Origin of the sequence: Acidithiobacillus caldus ATCC 51756 (assembly GCF_000175575.2) — a bacterium.
In the GTDB taxonomy this organism is placed as follows: domain Bacteria; phylum Pseudomonadota; class Gammaproteobacteria; order Acidithiobacillales; family Acidithiobacillaceae; genus Acidithiobacillus_A; species Acidithiobacillus_A caldus.
Genome location: NZ_CP005986.1, coordinates 472,967 through 490,574, shown reverse-complemented (window position 1 = coordinate 490,574; position 17,608 = coordinate 472,967). Strand labels below are relative to the sequence as shown.

Genomic DNA, 17,608 nt, shown 5'->3' with positions numbered 1-17,608 from the left:
CGGGAGAGAGGGGTCGTGCGGCTTCTGCTGATCGAGGACGACGTCATGCTGGGTGAGGCCCTGGTCATTGCCCTGCGCGAAGGCGGTCATGCCGTCGACTGGCTGCGCAGCGCCAGGACGGCGCGCACCGCCCTGAACCCCCCGGAACACGAGGTTCTGTTGCTGGATCTGGGCCTTCCCGATGGGGAGGGCCTGGACCTCTTGCGGGAACTGCGCGAGCGCGGTAGCTCCCTGCCCGTCATCATCTTGAGCGCCCGCGATGCCCTGGAAACCCGCATCGAGGGTCTGGACAGCGGTGCCGACGACTACCTCGTAAAACCCTTCGCCAGCAGCGAGCTACTAGCGCGCCTGCGCGTGCTGCAGCGGCGCCAGGGCGGCAGCGGTCAGGCCATCCTCAGCAACGGCAAGATCCATATGGATCCGGCGAGCTTCGAAGCCTGGCGGGAGGGGCAAGAGGAGCAACGACAGCGCCTCGGCCAGCGGGAATTTGCCCTACTCTCCACCTTACTGTCCCGCCCCGGCGTCATCTTCAGCCGTCAAGAGCTGGAGACGCGCCTCTACCCCTGGGGGGAAGAGGTGGAGAGCAACAGCATAGACTTTCTCATCCACAGCCTGCGGCGCAAACTGGGTAGCGATGCCATCCAGAACATCCGCGGTGCCGGCTGGCTGGTGGAGCGGCGCGGGTGAGCACCAAAACCGGACGTGACGCTTTGCGTTCCGGCGATTTCTCCCTGCGCCGCCGCCTGTCCTGGGCCCTCGTCGTCTGGATTTTAGGGGCTGGTGTCCTTGCGGCCGTTGCCTCCTATCTGCTCGCCTATCGCGACGCCCAGGAGATGCAGGATAATGTCCTGGCACAGACGGCGCGCTACGTTTCCCTGGCCGCCGCCGCCAGCCCGAGTCCGGAGCGCCTCTACGGCGATATCGATCGGGACAATCGCCTCCTGGTGGAACGCCTGGGCGACCCGAACTCGCCCCACCCCCTGCCCGCATCCCTGGGCCCGGGTTTTCATACCCTGAAACTCGGCGAGCGCCACTGGCGGGTTTTCGTCCGGCCAAATCCCGAAGGAGTGGGTCTCGCGGTCCTGCAGCCGACCCAGCTGCGGGCCGAAGCGGCCGAAGATGGCGCCGAGCGCACGCTCTGGCCCTTCCTCATCCTCCTGCCCTTTCTGGTGCTGGTGTCCTGGCTGCTGGTGGATCGCGCCCTGGCGCCGCTGCGGGAGATGGCCGACTACCTCGAGCGCCAGCCGGCGGAAGCACCGCTACACTGGCCACAACGGCGGGTGCCGGCGGAGCTGCGACCTTTTCTCGATGCCATCTCCCACCTTTTGCAGCGCATCGGCGAACTGCGCCAGCGCGAACGCCGCTTTGTCGCCGATGCTGCCCACCAGCTGCGCACCCCTTTGGCGGCCCTGTCCCTACAGTTGGACAACGCCCGCAATGCCCAAGCTATTGGCCTCTGCCGTCAGCGCCTGGAGCAGGTGGATAAGGGGCTGGAGCGCGCCCGCCACCTGCTCGATCAATTGCTGAGTCTCGAGCGGCAGGAATCGCGGGCCACGATCTGGCAGCACTTTGCCCTGGAGCCCTTCCTGCACCGATTGCTTGCCGAGCGCGGACCCATTGCCGAAGCCCGCCGCATTGACCTTGGCCTCGCGGCACCGGCTGGCCTCTCATTAGACGCCGATCCCATCGCCCTGGAAACCTTGCTGGCCAATGCCCTGGACAATGCCCTGCAATACGGTCCGCCGATGAGCCAGGTTACCTTGCGCGTCGTCGAGTCGGACACGGCCCTGGAGTTCGTGGTGGAAGACGAAGGCCCCGGGATTCCCGGGCCGCTGCGCCAGCGGGTCTTCGATCCCTTTTTCCGCCTGCCGGAGAGTCCGGGCGAGGGCAGCGGCCTCGGCCTTGCCATCATCCGAGCTGCCGCCGCACGCCTGGGCGGCACCATCGAACTGGCCGATGGTGCCCAGGGACGCGGCCTGCGCCTCATTTACCGTCATCCCAGGGGAACCGCCCCGGCAGTGGAGACCCGCCATGCCCCCTAGATTCGACTACCACCGTCTTAGGTCGCGACCGATTGGGCGCGATACGGGCATTACCGCCACCCTGGCGCCAACCGCAGCCCCCCGGCGGCTTCGGATCGGCGGTCTTTTCCCCGTGCTGCTCCTGGCCCTTGGCCTCGGCGGCTGTGCCCACTACACCGCCCTGCCCCTGGCCAAGGCCCCGCCCAGCGATGCCAGCCTGCACCGCGAACTGGCACAGGCCCTTCCGCAATTGCCCCTGAAGACCCAGGGTATCGACTTTGCCGCACCCCTGAGCGGTGAGGCGATCGCCCAGATTGCCGTACTCCTCAACCCGGACCTGCGCGCCTTGCGCAAGGAAAAGGGCCTGGCAGAGGCGCAGGTCTTTCAGGCCGGACTCCTGCCCGATCCGCAGATCTCCCTGGCCGCAGACTTCCCCAGCAATGGCAACGGACAGCTCTTTACCGCCTACAACCTGAGCCTCAACTGGAGCATCGGCAGTCTCTTCACCCGCCCTCTGGATCTGCGGGCGGCGCGCGCCAACGCCCGCTCGGTGCGGTACGATGTGGCCTGGCGCGAGTGGCTCGTGGCAGGACAAGCGCGTCTTCAGGCCCGCAGCCTGTACTACCTGGAACGGCAAGAGGCCATCGCCCGGGATGCTGCACAACTGACCGGCAAGGTCTGGCGGCAGAGTGAGGCGGAGCTCGCGCGCGGAGATCTGGATCTGGCCACGGCGGCCCTGCGGCGCGCTGCTTACGTCGATAGCGAGGACCGCGCCCTGGCCTTGGCCCGGCAGGTGACCAAGGCACGCGCCCAACTCCTGCAAACGCTGGGGCTACCACCCGACGCGCACTTGCAGCTCGCTCCCCCGCGATTGCGGGAGACGATTCCCGCCACCGAAATGCTGGATCGTCTGGCCCTGCGCCACCGCCTAGACCTCGCTGCCCTGCGCGCTGGCTACAGCGCCCAGGATGCGCGCCTGCGCCGCGCCATTCTTGGCCAGTATCCGGGACTGTCCATCGGCCTGACCCGTGCCGCCGATACCTCCAACGTCCAGACCTGGGGACCCAACGTGAGCCTCACGCTGCCGCTTTTCAATGCTAACCGGGGCGTCATCGCCGAGGCCGAAGCCACCCGGGCAAAGCTCCACGCGGACTACACGGCGCGCCTATTCCAGACCCGCGCCGACATCCACGCCCTGGTCGCCGATCTACAACGCCTGCGTCGGGAAATCCAGTTGCTGCGCGAGCAGGTTCCGGCCCTGCAGGCAGAAGCCCAGCGCCTGGACGCCGCCCTCAACGAAGGTAACGTCACCCTCCTCGATTACGAAACCCTGCGCGGTCAGGCCCTGAGCAAATCCCTGCAGCTGGCAGCCCTGGAGCAGAGCTTTGCCGAGCAGGAAGTTGCCCTGGAGCTTGCCGTCGGTTCTCCCTGGTCCACCTGGAAAACGCCATGACCCAGCCTCGCCATCGCTACCTGCAACGCTTTGCCACGACCCTAGTACTCGCACCCTGGCTTGCCCTTAGCCTTCCCAACACGGCAGCGGCGGAAGTCTCCGCCAAAGTCCAGCTCCAGGATGTTGCGGTCCACGAGCTACATGAGGATCTGCGCGCCTACGGCACAGTGGAATTCGATCCCCAGGGAGCCCAGACCCTGAGCCTGCAGGCGGAAGCCCTCATCCAGCAGGTTCTGGTGGCCCCTGGGCAAGAGGTGCGCAAAGGCGAGGGCCTGCTGCGCTTGAATCCGTCCAGTAACGATCGGCAAATGCTGGAACAGGCCCGAATCAATCTGCGCTTTGCCGAAGAAGATCTGCACCGCACCGAATCCCTACTCTCCCGACAACTGGCCACCAACGCCCAGCTGGCCACCGCCCGGCAAAACCGCGACAAGGCAGCGGCGGACTACCACGCCCTGGCCACGCGCCTGGCGCCCCTGCAGGGCGGGGTACTGCGTGCCCCGGGCAATGGCGTCATCACCCAGGTCTTTGCCAAGGCCGGCGATCTCGTTCCTGCCGGGCAGGCCCTGATCCAGCTGCAAAAAGGTCGGCAGATGCGGGTGGTGCTGGGCATCGAAGCCGAAGATCTTGCCCGGGTGCACGTTGGCGACGATGTGCGGGTGCAGAGTCTAGAGCGGGGTAGTGCCGTGATCGCGGGCAAGATCCGCCAGATATACGCGCAGGTGGATCCACGCACCCACCTGGCCCAAGCTGTGGTGAGTCTGCCCGCAGATAGCCCCTTCCTGCCCGGCAGCATGGTATCGGCGCAGATCCGCCTGCGCTCCCTGCGCATGCCGGCCGTGCCGGATAGCGCCGTCCTCACCGACAAGGGGCGGCCATACGCCTTCATCGCCGTACACGGCCGGGCCCAGCGGCGCTGGCTCGAGCTTGGCCCTCGGGACGGTCACTGGCAAGGGATACGCAGCGGTCTCCAGGTCGGTGAGGCCGTCGTCACGCTCGGCAATTACGAGCTGCACGAGCACATGTTGCTGCGCACGGATGGCCAGCCATGAAGCACGCAGCCCTCGGGGAGTGGCTGCTGCAACACCGCCGCTCGCTGCTGTTTCTGCTCGCGCTGCTGGTCCTGGGCGGTGCCTTCACGGCCTTGCGCCTGCCCGTCGCCCTGTTCCCGCAGATCACCTTCCCACGCATCGTGGTGTCTGCCGATAGCGGCAACATGCCCATTGCCGAGACCCAGACGGCCCTCACCCTGCCCCTGGAACAGGCGCTGCGCGGCGTGCCGGGGGTCGAGAAGATCCGTGCCACCACCAGCCGCGGCGCCGCCGAGATCTCCGTCCAGTTTGCCTGGGGCGCGCCCATGAACGAAGCCCTCCTGCAGGCGGAGGCGGCCATCAATCAGACCTTGCCCAAACTGCCGCCAGACACCACCTACCACGCCCAGCGCATGGATCCTACGGTTTTCCCGGTGCTGGGTATCTCCCTCACCTCCAAGGACCTGGATCCCGTAGCCCTGAGGCACTGGGCCTACTACAGTCTGCGCCCGCGCCTGCTGGCCCTGAAGGGCGTCGCAGGCGTCGATGTCCAGGGCGGAGAGCAGCGCGAATATCAAGTCGTGGTGGATCCCATGCGCCTGCAGGCCTACGGCTTGACCCCCAGCGATGTGGAAAAGGCCCTGGCGGAGGGCAACGTCATCACTGCCGTGGGCCGCCTGCAGCGCCACTACCGACTGTACCAGATCCTCAGCGAAAGTCCGGTGCGCAGTCGCCAGGCCATCGCCGCCATCATCCTCAAGAGCGGTCCCAATGGCGTGGTGAATATTGGCGATGTGGCGCGGGTCGAGGCAAATACGGTGCCCCAGTGGACCACGGTCACGGCCAACGGCAAGAATGCCGTGCTCCTCAACATCCGTCAGCAGATGGGCGGCAATACCGTAGCCATCGACCGCGCCCTGCGCGCAGCCCTGGCCTCTCCCGATCTGCACGTGCCCGCCGGGGTACAGATTCACACCTGGTACGATCAGAGCCAACTCATCACCGCCGCCGCCGGCAGTGTGCGCGATGCCATCCTCATCGGCGCCGTGCTGGCCGCCCTGGTCCTGCTCGCATTCCTGCGCAATCTGCGGCTGACCTTCATCGTCGCCATCACCCTGCCCGCCGTACTGCTGGCCAGCGTGCTCATGCTCTACGTCTTTCACATGAGCTTCAACATCATGACCCTGGGCGGCATGGCCGCGGCAGTGGGCCTCATCATCGACGACGCCGTGGTGATGCTGGAGCATCTGATGCACCGCTTCAGCGAGGCCGGACGACCCCTGCCCATCCTGCCGACGGCGCTGGAACTTGCCCGGCCCCTGGCCGGTTCCTCCGCCGCCACCATCGTGATCTTCACGCCGCTGGCCTTTCTCTCCGGCGTTTCCGGCGCGTTCTTCCAGGCTTTGGCCATCGCCATCGCCTCAGCACTGGTGGTGTCCTTCCTGGTCGCCTTCATCGCCGTGCCACTGCTTGCCGAGCTCTTGCTGCGTCAGCGCGACGCCGAAGCGGTGGAGCACGAAGGCCGTTTCCAGAAAAGCCTGGGGCGCTGGTACCGCCGGGGCATCGGCGCCCTCCTACGCCGTCCCCTGCTGCTCCTGCCCACGGTGGGCACCCTCCTGGTCCTCTCCCTCCTTGCCTACAGCCAGGTGGGCAGTGGCTTCATGCCCGAGATGGACGAGGGCGGTTTCGTCCTGGACTACACCGCTCCACCCGGAACCTCTCTGGCCGAGACCGACCGGTTATTGAACCAGGTGCAGGACATCCTCGCCCATACGCCCGAGGTGGCCAGCTATTCGCGCCGCACCGGCCTGCAGTTGGGCGGCGGTCTCACCGAGGCCAACACCGGCGATTTTTTCATCCGCCTCAAGGAGCATCGTCAGCGCGACATCTGGCAGATCATGGCGAGCCTGCGCCAAGAGATCCACGATCGCGTGCCTGGCCTGCGGGTAGAAACGGGTCAACTCATGGAGGATCTGATCGGCGACCTCACCGCGGTGCCGCAGCCCGTCGAGATCAAGCTCTTTGGCAGTGACCCCGCGGTGCTGGAGCGGACTGCGCCGCGGGTGGCCAAGGCCATTGCCCGCGTGCCCGGTGTCACGGAGATTTTCGATGGCGTGACGGTGGTGGGCGACGGCGTCGATATCCGCATCGATCCCGTGCGCGCAGCGATTCAAGGCATGTCCCCGGGACAGATCACGGGTCAGCTGCAGGTGCTGATGGATGGCAAGATCGCCAGCCGGATACCGTTGCCGGAAGAGACCATCGGCATCCGCCTGCGTGGCCCCCACGCCCTGTGGCAGCGCATCCACGATCTCGGCCGCCTGCCCATCCTCGCCCCCGACGGGCACTACTTCCAGTTGCGCGATGTGGCCGACATCCGGGTGGCGCCGGGTCAGGCGGAACTGCGCTCGGAAAACCTCAAGCCCATGGTGGCCGTTACCGCCCGCATCGAAGGACGCAGCCTGGGCAGCACCATGGCCGATGTCAAAGGGGTGGTACGCGGCCTGAGCCTGCCCGCGGGCGTGCAGGTGGTCTACGGCGGTCTGTATGCCGAGCAACAGCGTGCCATGCAGCAACTGGCCCTGGTGCTCCTGGCGGCCATACTGCTCGTCGCCTTGCTCCTGCTTTTTCTCTACGAGCGCTTCTCCGTGGTCCTGGCCATCCTCGCCACCGATCTGCTGGCCCTGGGCGCCACCTTCATCGGCCTGTGGCTTACGGGAATCGAGCGCAATCTCACGGCCATGATCGGCATGACCATGATCGTCGGCATCGTTACCGAAACCGCCATTTTCTACTTTGCCGAGCTGCGCAACGACCGTCCCGAAGAACTCATCCGGGCGGGACAGGTGCGCCTGCGGCCGGTGCTCATGACCGCGCTCATCGCCATCCTGGCGCTCTTGCCCCTGGCTCTGGGGATCGGCGCCGGTGCCCAGATGCAGGCCCCCCTGGCCGTAGCCATCATCGCTGGCCTGGTGTTCGAGATACCGCTGGTACTGCTGGTAATGCCCGCGATGTATGCGCTCCTTACCAAAGCCTTCGGGAAAAGGACTTCAGCGTGACGGAGCGATGACGTGCAAAGGGTGCGGGTCGGGGTGATCGGGGACCTGCACCAGCCAGGCGTGAAGAAGCATATAGGCCAGGGCGAAAACCAGCAGAAGGACGACCACGGCCAGAATCTCGCGGCCACGCGATGACGGTTGCCGGGAATACTCTGCGCGCGGATCGGTCACGGGAAGCTCCTAGAAAATATGCATCAGGGCGTGGATGAAGCTGCGCAGCTGCGAACGTCGCTCGGCCTTGGCCGAGGGCGGCAGGTAGCCCGCCAGGAAATAGCCGATTTTGCTGCCGCGCTTGGGATCGTCCTTGGACACCAGGGTACCGGTCTTGGGATCGTAACGAGCGGTCACGACATCCGGTGGCTGGAAAAAGCCGATATCCGGATAGGGCTTGAGGGCCGTGTGCATGTAGCGGATCCAAATGGGCAGAGCCTCGCGGGCGCCGGCCGCCCAGGTGCCCATGCTGTGATTGTCGTCGTAACCCACCCAGACGGAGGTGGTGACGTCGGGGTTGTAGCCATTGAACCAGGCATTGTCCTCGTGGTTGGTGGTACCCGTCTTGCCGGCCAGATCGTGACGATGCAGGATCTGCGCCGCCACCCCGGTGCCTTCCCGAATCACCCGTTCCATCATCCGCGTGAGCAGATAGGCCACTCCGGGAGGGATCACCGTATCCTTGGGCGGTGGGCGGTAGCCCAGCGGGCAATCCAGTAAGGACACCTGGGTTCCATTGCGGGTCAGAATCTTGCGGATCAGGTAGGGATGGGGCAGGAAGCCACCGCTGGAGAAGGTGGCGTAGGCCCGTGCAATCTGCAAGGGCGTGAAGTCGCCGGAACCGAGGACCATGGACGGACTGGCGGGAATCTGTTTTGCCGGTATGCCAAAACGCTCCACGTAAGCGCGGGCGTAGGGTATGCCCACATCCATGAGGAGACGGACGCTGGGCACATTGTGCGAGTCCGCAAGATCCTCCCAGATGGGGAAGGGGGTCTTCGAGAACGTTCGACTGTAGTTGGTGGGCGCATAGATCTGCCCGTTGGCCAGATGGATGACGAGCGGCGTATCGGCAATGAGGGATACCGGCGTGAAGTAGCCCCGGTGACCGCTGGCCAGAAGCGCCGGCGCATCGATGGCCGCAGCATAGACGAAGGGCTTGAAACCCGAGCCCGGCTGGCGATAGGCGTAGAGGGCACGATCAAAATGGCTGAGTTCGTAGCTGAAGCCGCCCATCAGGGCGAGGATGCCCCCGCTGTGACTATTCAGAGAGACCAAGGCCCCCTGCACGTGGGGAATCTGGGTGAGCTGCCACCCCCCGTGGGGTACGGAATGCCAGACCTTGCTACCCCAGACTGGGTTGCCCGTCCCCGCCGTCGCCGCGGCCACATAGTGACGCAGCCAGACCAGGTCGCCCCGCTGCAATACCTGATCGACCGCCTGTGGCGCCCGCCCACTGGGAGGCAAGCGCACCCAGCGCACATCGCGCAGGCTGAGCGTCACCCGCTGACGTCCTTGCAGGGAAAGCTCTGCACTCCGGGCCGAGGCCTTCAGCACCACTGCCCAGTGGAGATTGGCCGGATCGTGTTCGGGCAGCAAGGGCGGTCGGGTGCCGTGTACGGCGCTGGCCAGTGCTGCGCCGTGCAACTGGGCGATGGGCCCGTGCCAGGCCTTGGGGTCCATGCTGTCCAGACCCATGGCGTAATTCTCCAGACCCGTTGCCATGTCGCGATCCGCCGCCCGCTGATCCACGGGATTGATACTGGTGTAGACACGCAGACCACTGCGATAGGTGAAATCGGCGCCGAAATGGGACTCCAGCCAGTGCCGTATCCAGGCCGTGGCATAGGGCGCCACATTGCTGGCGGGGGCATGATAGCGCGCGCGGATCGGCTCGGCGCTAGCCGCCCGTGCCTGAGCTGCGGTGATGAAGCCAAGTCGGGCCATGCGGCGCAGGACGTAGTCGCGGCGTGCCTTGGCAGCCGCCGGCGAGGCAATGGGATTGAAGGCCGAGGGTGCGGCCGGCAGACCCGCCAGGGTGGCCATCTCGCCCAACGTCAGCTGATCCACCGATTTGCCATAATAGGTCTTGGCGGCGGCCTGCACCCCATAGGCACCTTCACCAAGATAGATCTTGTTCAGATAGAGATCGAGAATCTGCTGGCGATCGAGGTGCGCCGCCAGTTTATAGGCCAGGAGGATTTGCGCCACCTTGCGCGTCACCGTCTTCTTGGGACTCAGGTAAAAATCCCGGGCCACCTGCTCCGGAATGGTGCTCGCCCCCTGCACCGGCGCAAGGTGCGTGAGATCCACCCAGGCGGCCCGCGCAATACCGGGAAAGCTCACCGGATAGTAGAAGGGATTGGAACTATAGAAGCTCGCATCCTCGGCGGCGATGAAGGCCTCCTGCAGGTGGCGGGGAATCTTTTGCAGCGGCAGAGCATAACGCAACTGCGGACCGATGACCTCGAGCAGTTGACCATTATCGGCATAGATGCGCAGCGGCTCCTGCGGATGCCAGTCCTCCAGCTGATGCACGGCGGGCAGGCTCTCCCAGAGGCGGTAGGTCCACACCCCCAAGCCCGCCAACACCAACAGAAATAGAGGGACGAGGGAAAGCAGACCCCACAGGAGCCAAGGCCGCAGCCTACGCACGCCGGAACCCATGCCCCAGCGCCCTCACCACGCGGCCACGCATCAGAATCTGCATCTGCAGTCCAGCACCCATCTCACAGCCAAGCCCGCACGCGATGCCAGAGCCGGGTGACGAGACCAGCAGGGTGCACGGATTGCGCCGCCTGCACAGGCACCGATTTCAGCAGTCGCCCCTGCCAGCGCAGCTCCAGTTGACCCACCACTTCCCTGGCCCGTATGGGCAAGGCGAGTCCCGGCGCCGGAACGAACTGGCTGCTCAATTTACCCATACCGCCCCGCGGGACCGCCACCTCGATGGCCTTGGGTGTAGTCACCGCCAGGGTCTCGGGACTCCAGGAAAGGTGGCGAATCTCTCCCACCCGGGCCCCAGCGGCGTAGACGGTGTGCTGCTGCCAGCCGTGAAAACCGTAGTGCAGCAAGGCGCTGGCATCGGCTCCAGCACTGCTGCGGGAGGCTGCTCCAAGGACCACTGCCACGAGGCTGCGACCGTCGCGGCTGGCACTCACCGCCAGATCCCAATGCTTGCTGGATGCAAGCCCCACACCGAGACCGTTGATGCCTTTCTCACCCGCCAACGGATTGTAGTTGTACTGGGTGATGTGGTTGTAGGTGTACTTGGGCTGCCCCGCCACCTGCAGCACCGAAGGGTGATTCTCGATGAGGATCCGCGCAAGACGCGCGACGTCCAGAGCCGTGCTGCGCTGATCCGGCGCTGGCAGACCATCGGGATTGGCAAAGTGGGTGTGCTTCAGCCCCATCTCGGCGGCGTCGCGATTCATGAGATCCACGAAACCCGACACACTCCCGGCCACGGTTTGGGCAATGACGATGGCGGCGTCGTTGCCGCCATCGATGAGCAGACCCCGTTCGAGCTGCGCCACGGTCACCGGCAGGCCCGGCTGGATGAACATCCGCGAACCCTGGGCATGCCACGCACGATCCGACACCTGCACGTTCTGGTCCGGACGCACCAGCCCCTGGTGCTCCGCCTGCAGGAGCAGGTAGGCCGTCATCAGTTTGACGAGCCCCGAAGGGTTGAGGGGACGATTGCCGTGCTCATCCATGAGCACCTGATCCGTCTGCACATCCAACAGCACGGCCGCCTGCACCCCGGAAATCTGCGGAGCTGGCATGGGCGGTGGCGGCGGTGGGCTGGGCAGGGGCGGTACACCGCCCAGGGCAATCTGCGTGGAAAAAAGCGTGGCTAGACCCAAAACGGGCAGGGATGGCTTCATGGTCGTGCGGCACATTCGGCTTGTCGGAATGTCCCTTGGAAGGCGGAAGCCGCCCGAAAGTTCCCGGCCCTGGGGCGCCAGCGCCCCGGGGAGCCTAACCCTTGCGTGCTGCCCGATAGCGGGCGAGGATCTGTTGGGTGGAGCTGTCGTGGGCGTGCTGCGCCTTGCCCTGGATATCTTCGAGGACACGCAGCGCCAGCACCTTGCCGAGCTCCACGCCCCACTGGTCGAAGGAGTCGATACCCCAGATGGCCCCCTGGGTGAACACACTGTGCTCATAGAAGGCCACCAGGATGCCCAGGGCCCGCGGCGTCAGCGCCTCCAGCAGCAGGATATTACTGGGGCGGTTACCGGGGCAGACGCGAAAGGGTATTTGCGCCGGCGCTGCGCCCTCCTCCCGCAACTGTTCGGCAGTCCTGCCAAAGGCCAGCGCTTCTGCCTGGGCAATGAGGTTGGCCATGAGCAGATCGTGCTGTGCGCCAGATTCCGCCAAAGGCTCCAGAAAGCCAATGAGATCGCAGGGAATGAGACGGGTACCCTGGTGCAGGAGCTGGTAAAAGGAGTGCTGGCCGTCGGTACCCGGCTCGCCCCAGATGACCATGCCGCTGTCCACGGGCAGGGGTCGGCCCTGAAGATCGACGGACTTGCCATTGCTCTCCATCTGCAACTGTTGCAGGTAGGCCGGCAGACGGCGCAGATCCTGAGCATAGGGGAGTACGGCCTGGCTCTGGGCGCCGAAGAAGTTGTTGTACCAGACGGAGATGAGGCCGTGCAGCACCGGCAGATTCTGCCGAAGGGGGCTAGTTCGAAAATGCTCGTCCATGGCATGGAAACCGGCGAGCAGGTCAAAAAAGGCCTCGGCGCCCACCGCGATCATGGTGGACAAGCCGATGGCCGAATCCATGGAATAGCGGCCGCCCACCCAGTCCCAGAAACCGAACATGTGCTCGGTGTCCATGCCAAAGGCCCGCACTGCCTCGGCGTTGGTGGAGACGGCGACGAAATGCTGGGCGACCGCCGCTTCTCCCAAGGTTGCCACCAGCCACTGGCGGGCGGCGCGGGCGTTGGTCATGGTCTCCAGGGTCGTGAAGGTCTTGGAGGCGACGATGAAGAGGGTCTCCGCCGGATCGAGGCGGGCAAGGGCCTGCTCCAGGGCGGCGCCGTCCACATTAGCCACAAAACGCACTTCGATACGCGGATGGCGGAAGCGGCGCAGAGCTAGGTAAGCCATCTCCGGGCCGAGGTAAGAGCCGCCGATACCCAAGTTGATGACCGTCCGGATCGGCTTGCCGCTGGCCCCGAGCCAGCTGCCGTCGCGCACGCGGGCGCTGAAGTCCGCCATGCGCTGGAGTACGGCCTGCACCTCGGGTACGACGTCCGCGCCGTCCACCACGCAGTGCGCCGAGGCCGGCAGGCGTAGGGCGACATGCAGGACAGCACGGTCCTCGGTGACGTTGATATGCTCGCCGGCGAACATGGCATCGCGCCGCGCCGCCAAACCCCGCTCCTCGGCAAGCTTGAAGAGGCCAGCCAGAGCCGCCTCGTCCAACCAGTTCTTGGAATAGTCGAGGTATAGTCCGCAGGCCTCGGCGCGATACCGCTCGCCACGCTGCGGATCCTCGGCGAACAGATCCTTCAGATGGCGTCCGCGCCACGCCGCCGCCTGCTTGTGCAAATCCTGCCAAGTGGCCAGATCTACCAAAGTTTTTTCCGTCATACCTCACCTCTTCCGATTCCGGGGGTGACGCGACCGGGACTGCCGGGCGGGTCTTCTTGAGCTTAGGTGAGGCACGGCGTAGCGGCAAGAAAAAAGCGCAAGCCAACCTGGGATACCCCGTGGAAAAAAGCGGGGATTATCAGGACATGTTGGTCTTGATATATGATTATATTGGGTGATTTGCTCGATGGTGGGTCTTTTGAACCGACATACCGGTGCTTTTGAACAAACCTACCCCGCCGAATATTACCATCTCCTGATTTTACAGGTCCTTGCCTTGCACCAAAGCGTGGCACAGCGATTGCTCCTGTCTGTCCGGAAATTTTTGTAATGGGTTCAATTGGATAAAAGTCAAAAGTAACCTGGGGGGTACCTATCATGATCATTGAAAACAGCTTGCCGGTCCTGCTCAGCCGTCTGGACTTTGCCTGGATCACCACCATGCATATCCTCTGGACGCCGCTGACCATCGGTATGTCCTGGCTGCTCTTCGCTTTGGAGATAGCCTGGCTCAAGACCGGTGACGAGCGCTGGTACAAGCTCAACCGCTTTTTCGAAAAGATCTTCATCATCAACTTCGGTGCCGGTGTGGCCACCGGTGTGACCATGGAGATGGCCTTCGGCATCCTCTACGGGCCTTTTTCCCAGGCTGCAGGGCCCTTCTTCGGCAACATCCTGGGCTTTGAGACCATCACTGCCTTCATGTACGAGGCGGGCTTCATCGGCCTCATGGTCTTCGGCTGGGGTAAGGTGAGCAAGGCCATGCACGCCTTTGCGACCTTCAACGTGGGCCTGTCCTCGAGCCTGTCGGCCATGTGGATCCTGATGGCCAACTCCTGGATGCAGACGCCCAACGGCGTGGTGCTCAAGGACGGCCTCTTCCAGGTGACCAACTGGTGGCACGCCATTTTCAATGACAACTTCGTCTGGGGCTTCCCACACATGTGGGTGGCGACCGTCGAGTTGTCCCTGTTCGTGTTTGCCGGAGTGGCAGGCTGGTTCATCCTGAAGAACCGCAACGCCGACCTCTTCACCAAGTTGCTGAAGCCCACGCTCCTGGCGCTGCTCATCGTCACCCCTATCCAGATCTATATCGGTGACAGTGTCGGCAAGGATGTGGCGGACACGCAGCCGACCTCCCTGGCGGCCATGGAGGGGCATTACCACACCTACCTGCCCGATGGCAGCCCCAATACCTCCTGGAACCTCATCGCCATCCCCAATGCCCAGAACGATGGCAACGTCTTTGCGATCGGCATCCCCCACGTCCTGAGCCTCTTGGAGACCCACACCTGGAACGGCGTGGTGAAAGGTCTGGATCAGTTCCCGGCCAAGGATCGCCCGGATGTCTGGGTACCCTTCTATGCCTTCCGGGTCATGGTAGCCATCGGCTTCTTCCTCTTCTTCGTGGCCCTGTGGGGCAACTGGCTGCGCCTGCGGGGCAAGCTCACGGCGCGGGAGTTGCAGAAGCGTCCCTGGTTCCTACGTGCCCTGGTGCTGTCGAGCCTCCTGCCCTACCTGGCCATCTGGACCGGCTGGTGGGTGCGTGAGATCGGTCGCCAGCCTTGGCTCGTGTACGGCATGATGCGCACCTATGAAGGCGTGAGTCACATGAGCGTGGCCCAGGAAATCGCTTGGTTCGCGGGCTACATCGTCTTCGAACTCGTGGTCTGGGCAGGCGCCTGGTACTTCTTCACCCGGGTCATTGCCAAGGGTGTGGACGATATCGCTCCCTCGGATACCCTGTTCCACCACACGGAAGAGGACGAAAGCCACGCTGGCGGTGGTCATGCGCGGCCGAGCTTCGCCAAGCCCGTCCTGGAACGGAATCGCTGAGGCCGTAACGGAAACCCGGCAGCGGGGTCGGCACGGCGCCGGCCCCGCCGTGAGAAACAAGGAGCGCCATCATGGAATTAAGCCACGACATACTAAACATCAGTTCTGCCCTATCCACCTGGTGGTGGCTGCTGCTGGGTCTGATGTTTCTGTTTTACATTGCCCTGGACGGGGCGGATCTTGGAGCGGGCATCTTTGCCCTCTTTTCCAAGGATGAGGACGAGCGCGGCGCCATCATGGCGTCCATGGCCGGCTTCTGGGACGGTAACGAGACCTGGCTCGTGGTGGCTGGCGGTGTCCTTTTCGGCGCCTTTCCCCTCGTCTACGGCTCTGCCTTCAACTACCTGATGGTTCCGCTGATGCTGGCGCTGTGGGCCATCATCATGCGCGCCGTGGCCTTCGAGTTCCATATCCACGCACGCAGCAGCCGCAAGATCTGGGGCTGGTTCTTCGCGCTGGGCAGCCTCATTGCGACCTTCTTTGCTGGGGTCGCCCTGGGCGCCACCCTGCAGGGCTTCCCCATGGCGTCGGGCCTCGCCATCGGGGGGGTGGACAGCGGCAACTACACCACTCCGGTCCTGCACTTTTCCGGCACGGCCATGCACTGGCTCAGCCCATTCTCCCTGTGGACGGGGGTGGGAGCGGTCATAGCGGCGGGGCTTGCCGGCGGACTCTATCTCTGTGCCCGGTTCGTTCCCGGGGATGTCATCCACGAGCGGGCCAAGACCTGGACCAGTGTCTTTTCGCTCCTGGCACTGGCCGCCATCGTGGTCACCATCGTCTGGTCCTACGCCGTCTTCCCCTGGGCGGCTGCCAAGTGGACCGGCCCTTACTGGTACATCTGGGCAGGCTGGCTGTTGCTGACCCTCTCCTTCGCCTATCAATCCATGACCAACCACAGCAGCGGTCACGACTTCACTGCCCTGCTCTGGGGGGAGGCGGTCGTGGTTTCCCTCTGGGCCGCCATGTGGGCAAGCATGTACCCCTACATCGTGCCCAACACCTGGACCATCGAGGCGGCAGCCAACCCGGCCAACTCACTGGCGGTGTTCACCCTGTTCATGACGGGATTCGTGCCGGTGATGATCATGTACAACTGGTACCAGATCTGGGTCTTCCGCGGTCGCTTCACCAAGAAGAGCGTCTACGGCGGACACTAGTAATCGTCCAGAGCAAAACGCATCGGGGCCCGCGTGGCCCCTTTTTCGTTTCCTCCGACGCAACTTTATGGCCTTCCTCTGGTCTACCCACCATAAAGATATTGCCGCAAGACCTGCTTGAAAGGACCCACCGTGAGCGCCATACACCTTCTCAGTCGACTGAGCCGTTGCCACACCAGTCAGAGTCCGGGGACGCCGGACCTTGCCGAGGTACTCGCCGCCATCTCGGAGCGTCAGAGCGTGCTGGAGCGACAGTGGCAGAGCATCATCCAGTCCTTGCCCGAAGCCTCGCCGGCGGAAATCACCAGCCGCCTGCTCGCCCTGGATGAGGAAAGGGCACGCTACCGGCGCTTCTGGACCCTGCTGCGCGCCAACCTGCGCGTCACCAGCAAAGGAGCGTCGGCGCCATCCGATGTCCGCGAGGCCGCCAGCAAGCGCCGCGCGGAGGAAGGAAGCACCAGGGTGGATCAGAGCTTACGTTGACAGGGCTTCGCCGGATGGGTAGTATCTGCACCCTTGGCAAAGAACCCCTAACCGGAGTTTCCCGATGAAAACCTATTCCGCCAAGTCCCACGAGGTACAAGGGGACTGGTTCGTTGTTGACGCTACCGACAAGGTGCTTGGTCGCCTGTCCGCGGAGCTGGCCCGTCGTTTGCGCGGCAAGCACAAGCCAGAGTTCACGCCGCATGCGGACATCGGAGACTACATCGTCGTCGTCAACGCCGCCAAGGTCGCCGTCACCGGCAACAAGGCCAAGGACAAGATGTACTATCGCCACACCGGTTATGTCGGCAACCTCAAGAGCGCATCCTTCGAGAAGATGATGGAAACGCATCCGGAGCGCGTCATCGAGATCGCGGTCAAGGGTATGCTGCCCAAGAATCCCTTGGGTCGGGCCATGTACCGCAAGCTCAAGGTATACGCCGGTGCCGAGCATCCGCATTCGGCCCAACAGCCCCGCCCTCTCGACATTTAAGGCGAAGAAATCCATGGAACAGTATTACGGTACCGGACGACGCAAGAGTGCCACGGCGCGCGTCTACCTGCGGCGTGGTTCGGGCAAGATCGTCATCAACAAGCGTAGCCTTGAAGAGTACTTTGGCCGCGAGACCTCGCGCATGATCGTCCTCCAGCCTCTGGAACTCACGGGGCACGGCAGCCAGTTCGACATTCTGGTCAACGTCAGCGGCGGTGGTGCCAGTGGTCAGGCGGGCGCCATCCGTCACGGAATTACCCGCGCCCTCATGCGTTACGACGAAACCCTGCGTCGCCCGCTACGCAGCGCCGGGTTCGTTACCCGCGACGCGCGCGAAGTGGAACGCAAGAAAGTGGGCAAGCACAAGGCACGGCGTAGCCATCAGTTCTCCAAACGCTGATGGTGGATTGCCGCTAGCCGAAAGCCGCCCCAGGGCGGCTTTTTCATTGGCAGTAGACGGATTGGCAGGCTTTT

The 17,608-nt window shown here is 64.3% G+C and carries 14 protein-coding genes; 10 read left to right on the top strand and 4 right to left on the bottom strand.

All coding sequences use genetic code 11. The features are described from left to right. The first annotated feature begins 15 nt into the window (after positions 1-15). Genes ACAty_RS02435 through ACAty_RS02415 form a run of 5 tightly spaced genes read left to right on the top strand, consistent with a single transcriptional unit; the run spans position 16 to position 7,564 of the window. Positions 16-687, top strand: a complete 672-nt coding sequence (locus ACAty_RS02435) for a response regulator (protein ID WP_004870589.1) — start codon at positions 16-18, stop codon at positions 685-687. Beyond that, the gene (locus tag ACAty_RS02430) at positions 684-2,042 is read left to right on the top strand and encodes an ATP-binding protein (protein ID WP_004870587.1); all 1,359 of its coding nucleotides are present in this window, start codon (positions 684-686) and stop codon (positions 2,040-2,042) included. Before ACAty_RS02435 ends, ACAty_RS02430 begins: the two co-directional genes overlap by 4 nt. After that, positions 2,032-3,474 carry a TolC family protein gene (locus tag ACAty_RS02425; protein ID WP_226824247.1) on the top strand — a complete coding sequence of 481 codons (1,443 nt, stop codon included), beginning with the start codon at positions 2,032-2,034 and terminating at the stop codon, positions 3,472-3,474. Before ACAty_RS02430 ends, ACAty_RS02425 begins: the two co-directional genes overlap by 11 nt. Continuing rightward, positions 3,471-4,526, top strand: a complete 1,056-nt coding sequence (locus ACAty_RS02420; RefSeq protein ID WP_004870584.1) for an efflux RND transporter periplasmic adaptor subunit — start codon at positions 3,471-3,473, stop codon at positions 4,524-4,526. Before ACAty_RS02425 ends, ACAty_RS02420 begins: the two co-directional genes overlap by 4 nt. Continuing rightward, the gene (locus tag ACAty_RS02415) at positions 4,523-7,564 is read left to right on the top strand and encodes an efflux RND transporter permease subunit (protein WP_004870582.1); all 3,042 of its coding nucleotides are present in this window, start codon (positions 4,523-4,525) and stop codon (positions 7,562-7,564) included. The genes ACAty_RS02420 and ACAty_RS02415 overlap by 4 nt, the downstream gene beginning before the upstream one ends. Here the strand turns inward: ACAty_RS02415 and ACAty_RS02410 are convergent. The 4 genes from ACAty_RS02410 to pgi form a co-directional block, all read right to left on the bottom strand. Then, a complete protein-coding gene (locus ACAty_RS02410; protein ID WP_004870580.1) occupies positions 7,556-7,735 on the bottom strand; it encodes a hypothetical protein in 180 nt (59 codons plus the stop codon). The two genes, ACAty_RS02415 and ACAty_RS02410, sit on opposite strands and share 9 nt — an antisense overlap. Before the next feature lie 9 nt (positions 7,736-7,744). Continuing rightward, on the bottom strand, positions 7,745-10,222 hold the full coding sequence (locus tag ACAty_RS02405) for a penicillin-binding protein 1A (protein ID WP_038471535.1): 2,478 nt from the start codon (positions 10,220-10,222) through the stop codon (positions 7,745-7,747). Positions 10,223-10,284: 62 nt separating this feature from the next. Beyond that, the gene (locus ACAty_RS02400; RefSeq protein WP_004870575.1) at positions 10,285-11,445 is read right to left on the bottom strand and encodes a D-alanyl-D-alanine carboxypeptidase family protein; all 1,161 of its coding nucleotides are present in this window, start codon (positions 11,443-11,445) and stop codon (positions 10,285-10,287) included. A 94-nt stretch (positions 11,446-11,539) separates the two neighbouring features. Next, positions 11,540-13,162: a glucose-6-phosphate isomerase gene (gene pgi / locus ACAty_RS02395; protein ID WP_004870573.1), complete on the bottom strand. Its 1,623-nt coding sequence runs from the start codon at positions 13,160-13,162 to the stop codon at positions 11,540-11,542. A 378-nt stretch (positions 13,163-13,540) separates the two neighbouring features. Here pgi and ACAty_RS02390 point away from each other — a divergent pair, with 378 nt between their 5' ends. The 5 genes from ACAty_RS02390 (at position 13,541) to rpsI (ending at position 17,534) form a co-directional block, all read left to right on the top strand. Continuing rightward, positions 13,541-14,998: a cytochrome ubiquinol oxidase subunit I gene (locus ACAty_RS02390; RefSeq protein WP_004870570.1), complete on the top strand. Its 1,458-nt coding sequence runs from the start codon at positions 13,541-13,543 to the stop codon at positions 14,996-14,998. Between the two features lie 71 nt (positions 14,999-15,069). Beyond that, on the top strand, positions 15,070-16,158 hold the full coding sequence (gene cydB, locus ACAty_RS02385; protein WP_004870568.1) for a cytochrome d ubiquinol oxidase subunit II: 1,089 nt from the start codon (positions 15,070-15,072) through the stop codon (positions 16,156-16,158). A 132-nt stretch (positions 16,159-16,290) separates the two neighbouring features. After that, the gene (locus ACAty_RS02380; RefSeq protein ID WP_004870567.1) at positions 16,291-16,641 is read left to right on the top strand and encodes a hypothetical protein; all 351 of its coding nucleotides are present in this window, start codon (positions 16,291-16,293) and stop codon (positions 16,639-16,641) included. A 64-nt stretch (positions 16,642-16,705) separates the two neighbouring features. Beyond that, entirely contained in the window at positions 16,706-17,134 is a 429-nt protein-coding gene (rplM, locus tag ACAty_RS02375) for a 50S ribosomal protein L13 (RefSeq protein WP_004870565.1), read from the top strand. Between the two features lie 13 nt (positions 17,135-17,147). Continuing rightward, complete coding sequence (gene rpsI, locus ACAty_RS02370; protein WP_004870562.1) at positions 17,148-17,534, top strand: 30S ribosomal protein S9; 387 nt, start codon at positions 17,148-17,150, stop codon at positions 17,532-17,534. The last annotated feature ends 74 nt before the right edge of the window (positions 17,535-17,608 follow it).

Excerpts from the sequence above, each read along its gene's own strand:
- ACAty_RS02425 (WP_226824247.1), top strand. The coding sequence starts at position 2,032 with ATGCCCCCTAGATTCGACTACCACCGTCTTAGGTCGCGACCGATTGGG.
- ACAty_RS02420 (WP_004870584.1), top strand. The coding sequence starts at position 3,471 with ATGACCCAGCCTCGCCATCGCTACCTGCAACGCTTTGCCACGACCCTA.
- ACAty_RS02415 (WP_004870582.1), top strand. The coding sequence starts at position 4,523 with ATGAAGCACGCAGCCCTCGGGGAGTGGCTGCTGCAACACCGCCGCTCG.
- ACAty_RS02405 (WP_038471535.1), bottom strand. The coding sequence starts at position 10,222 with ATGGGTTCCGGCGTGCGTAGGCTGCGGCCTTGGCTCCTGTGGGGTCTG.
- ACAty_RS02400 (WP_004870575.1), bottom strand. The coding sequence starts at position 11,445 with ATGAAGCCATCCCTGCCCGTTTTGGGTCTAGCCACGCTTTTTTCCACG.
- pgi (WP_004870573.1), bottom strand. The coding sequence starts at position 13,162 with ATGACGGAAAAAACTTTGGTAGATCTGGCCACTTGGCAGGATTTGCAC.
- ACAty_RS02390 (WP_004870570.1), top strand. The coding sequence starts at position 13,541 with ATGATCATTGAAAACAGCTTGCCGGTCCTGCTCAGCCGTCTGGACTTT.
- cydB (WP_004870568.1), top strand. The coding sequence starts at position 15,070 with ATGGAATTAAGCCACGACATACTAAACATCAGTTCTGCCCTATCCACC.
- rplM (WP_004870565.1), top strand. The coding sequence starts at position 16,706 with ATGAAAACCTATTCCGCCAAGTCCCACGAGGTACAAGGGGACTGGTTC.
- rpsI (WP_004870562.1), top strand. The coding sequence starts at position 17,148 with ATGGAACAGTATTACGGTACCGGACGACGCAAGAGTGCCACGGCGCGC.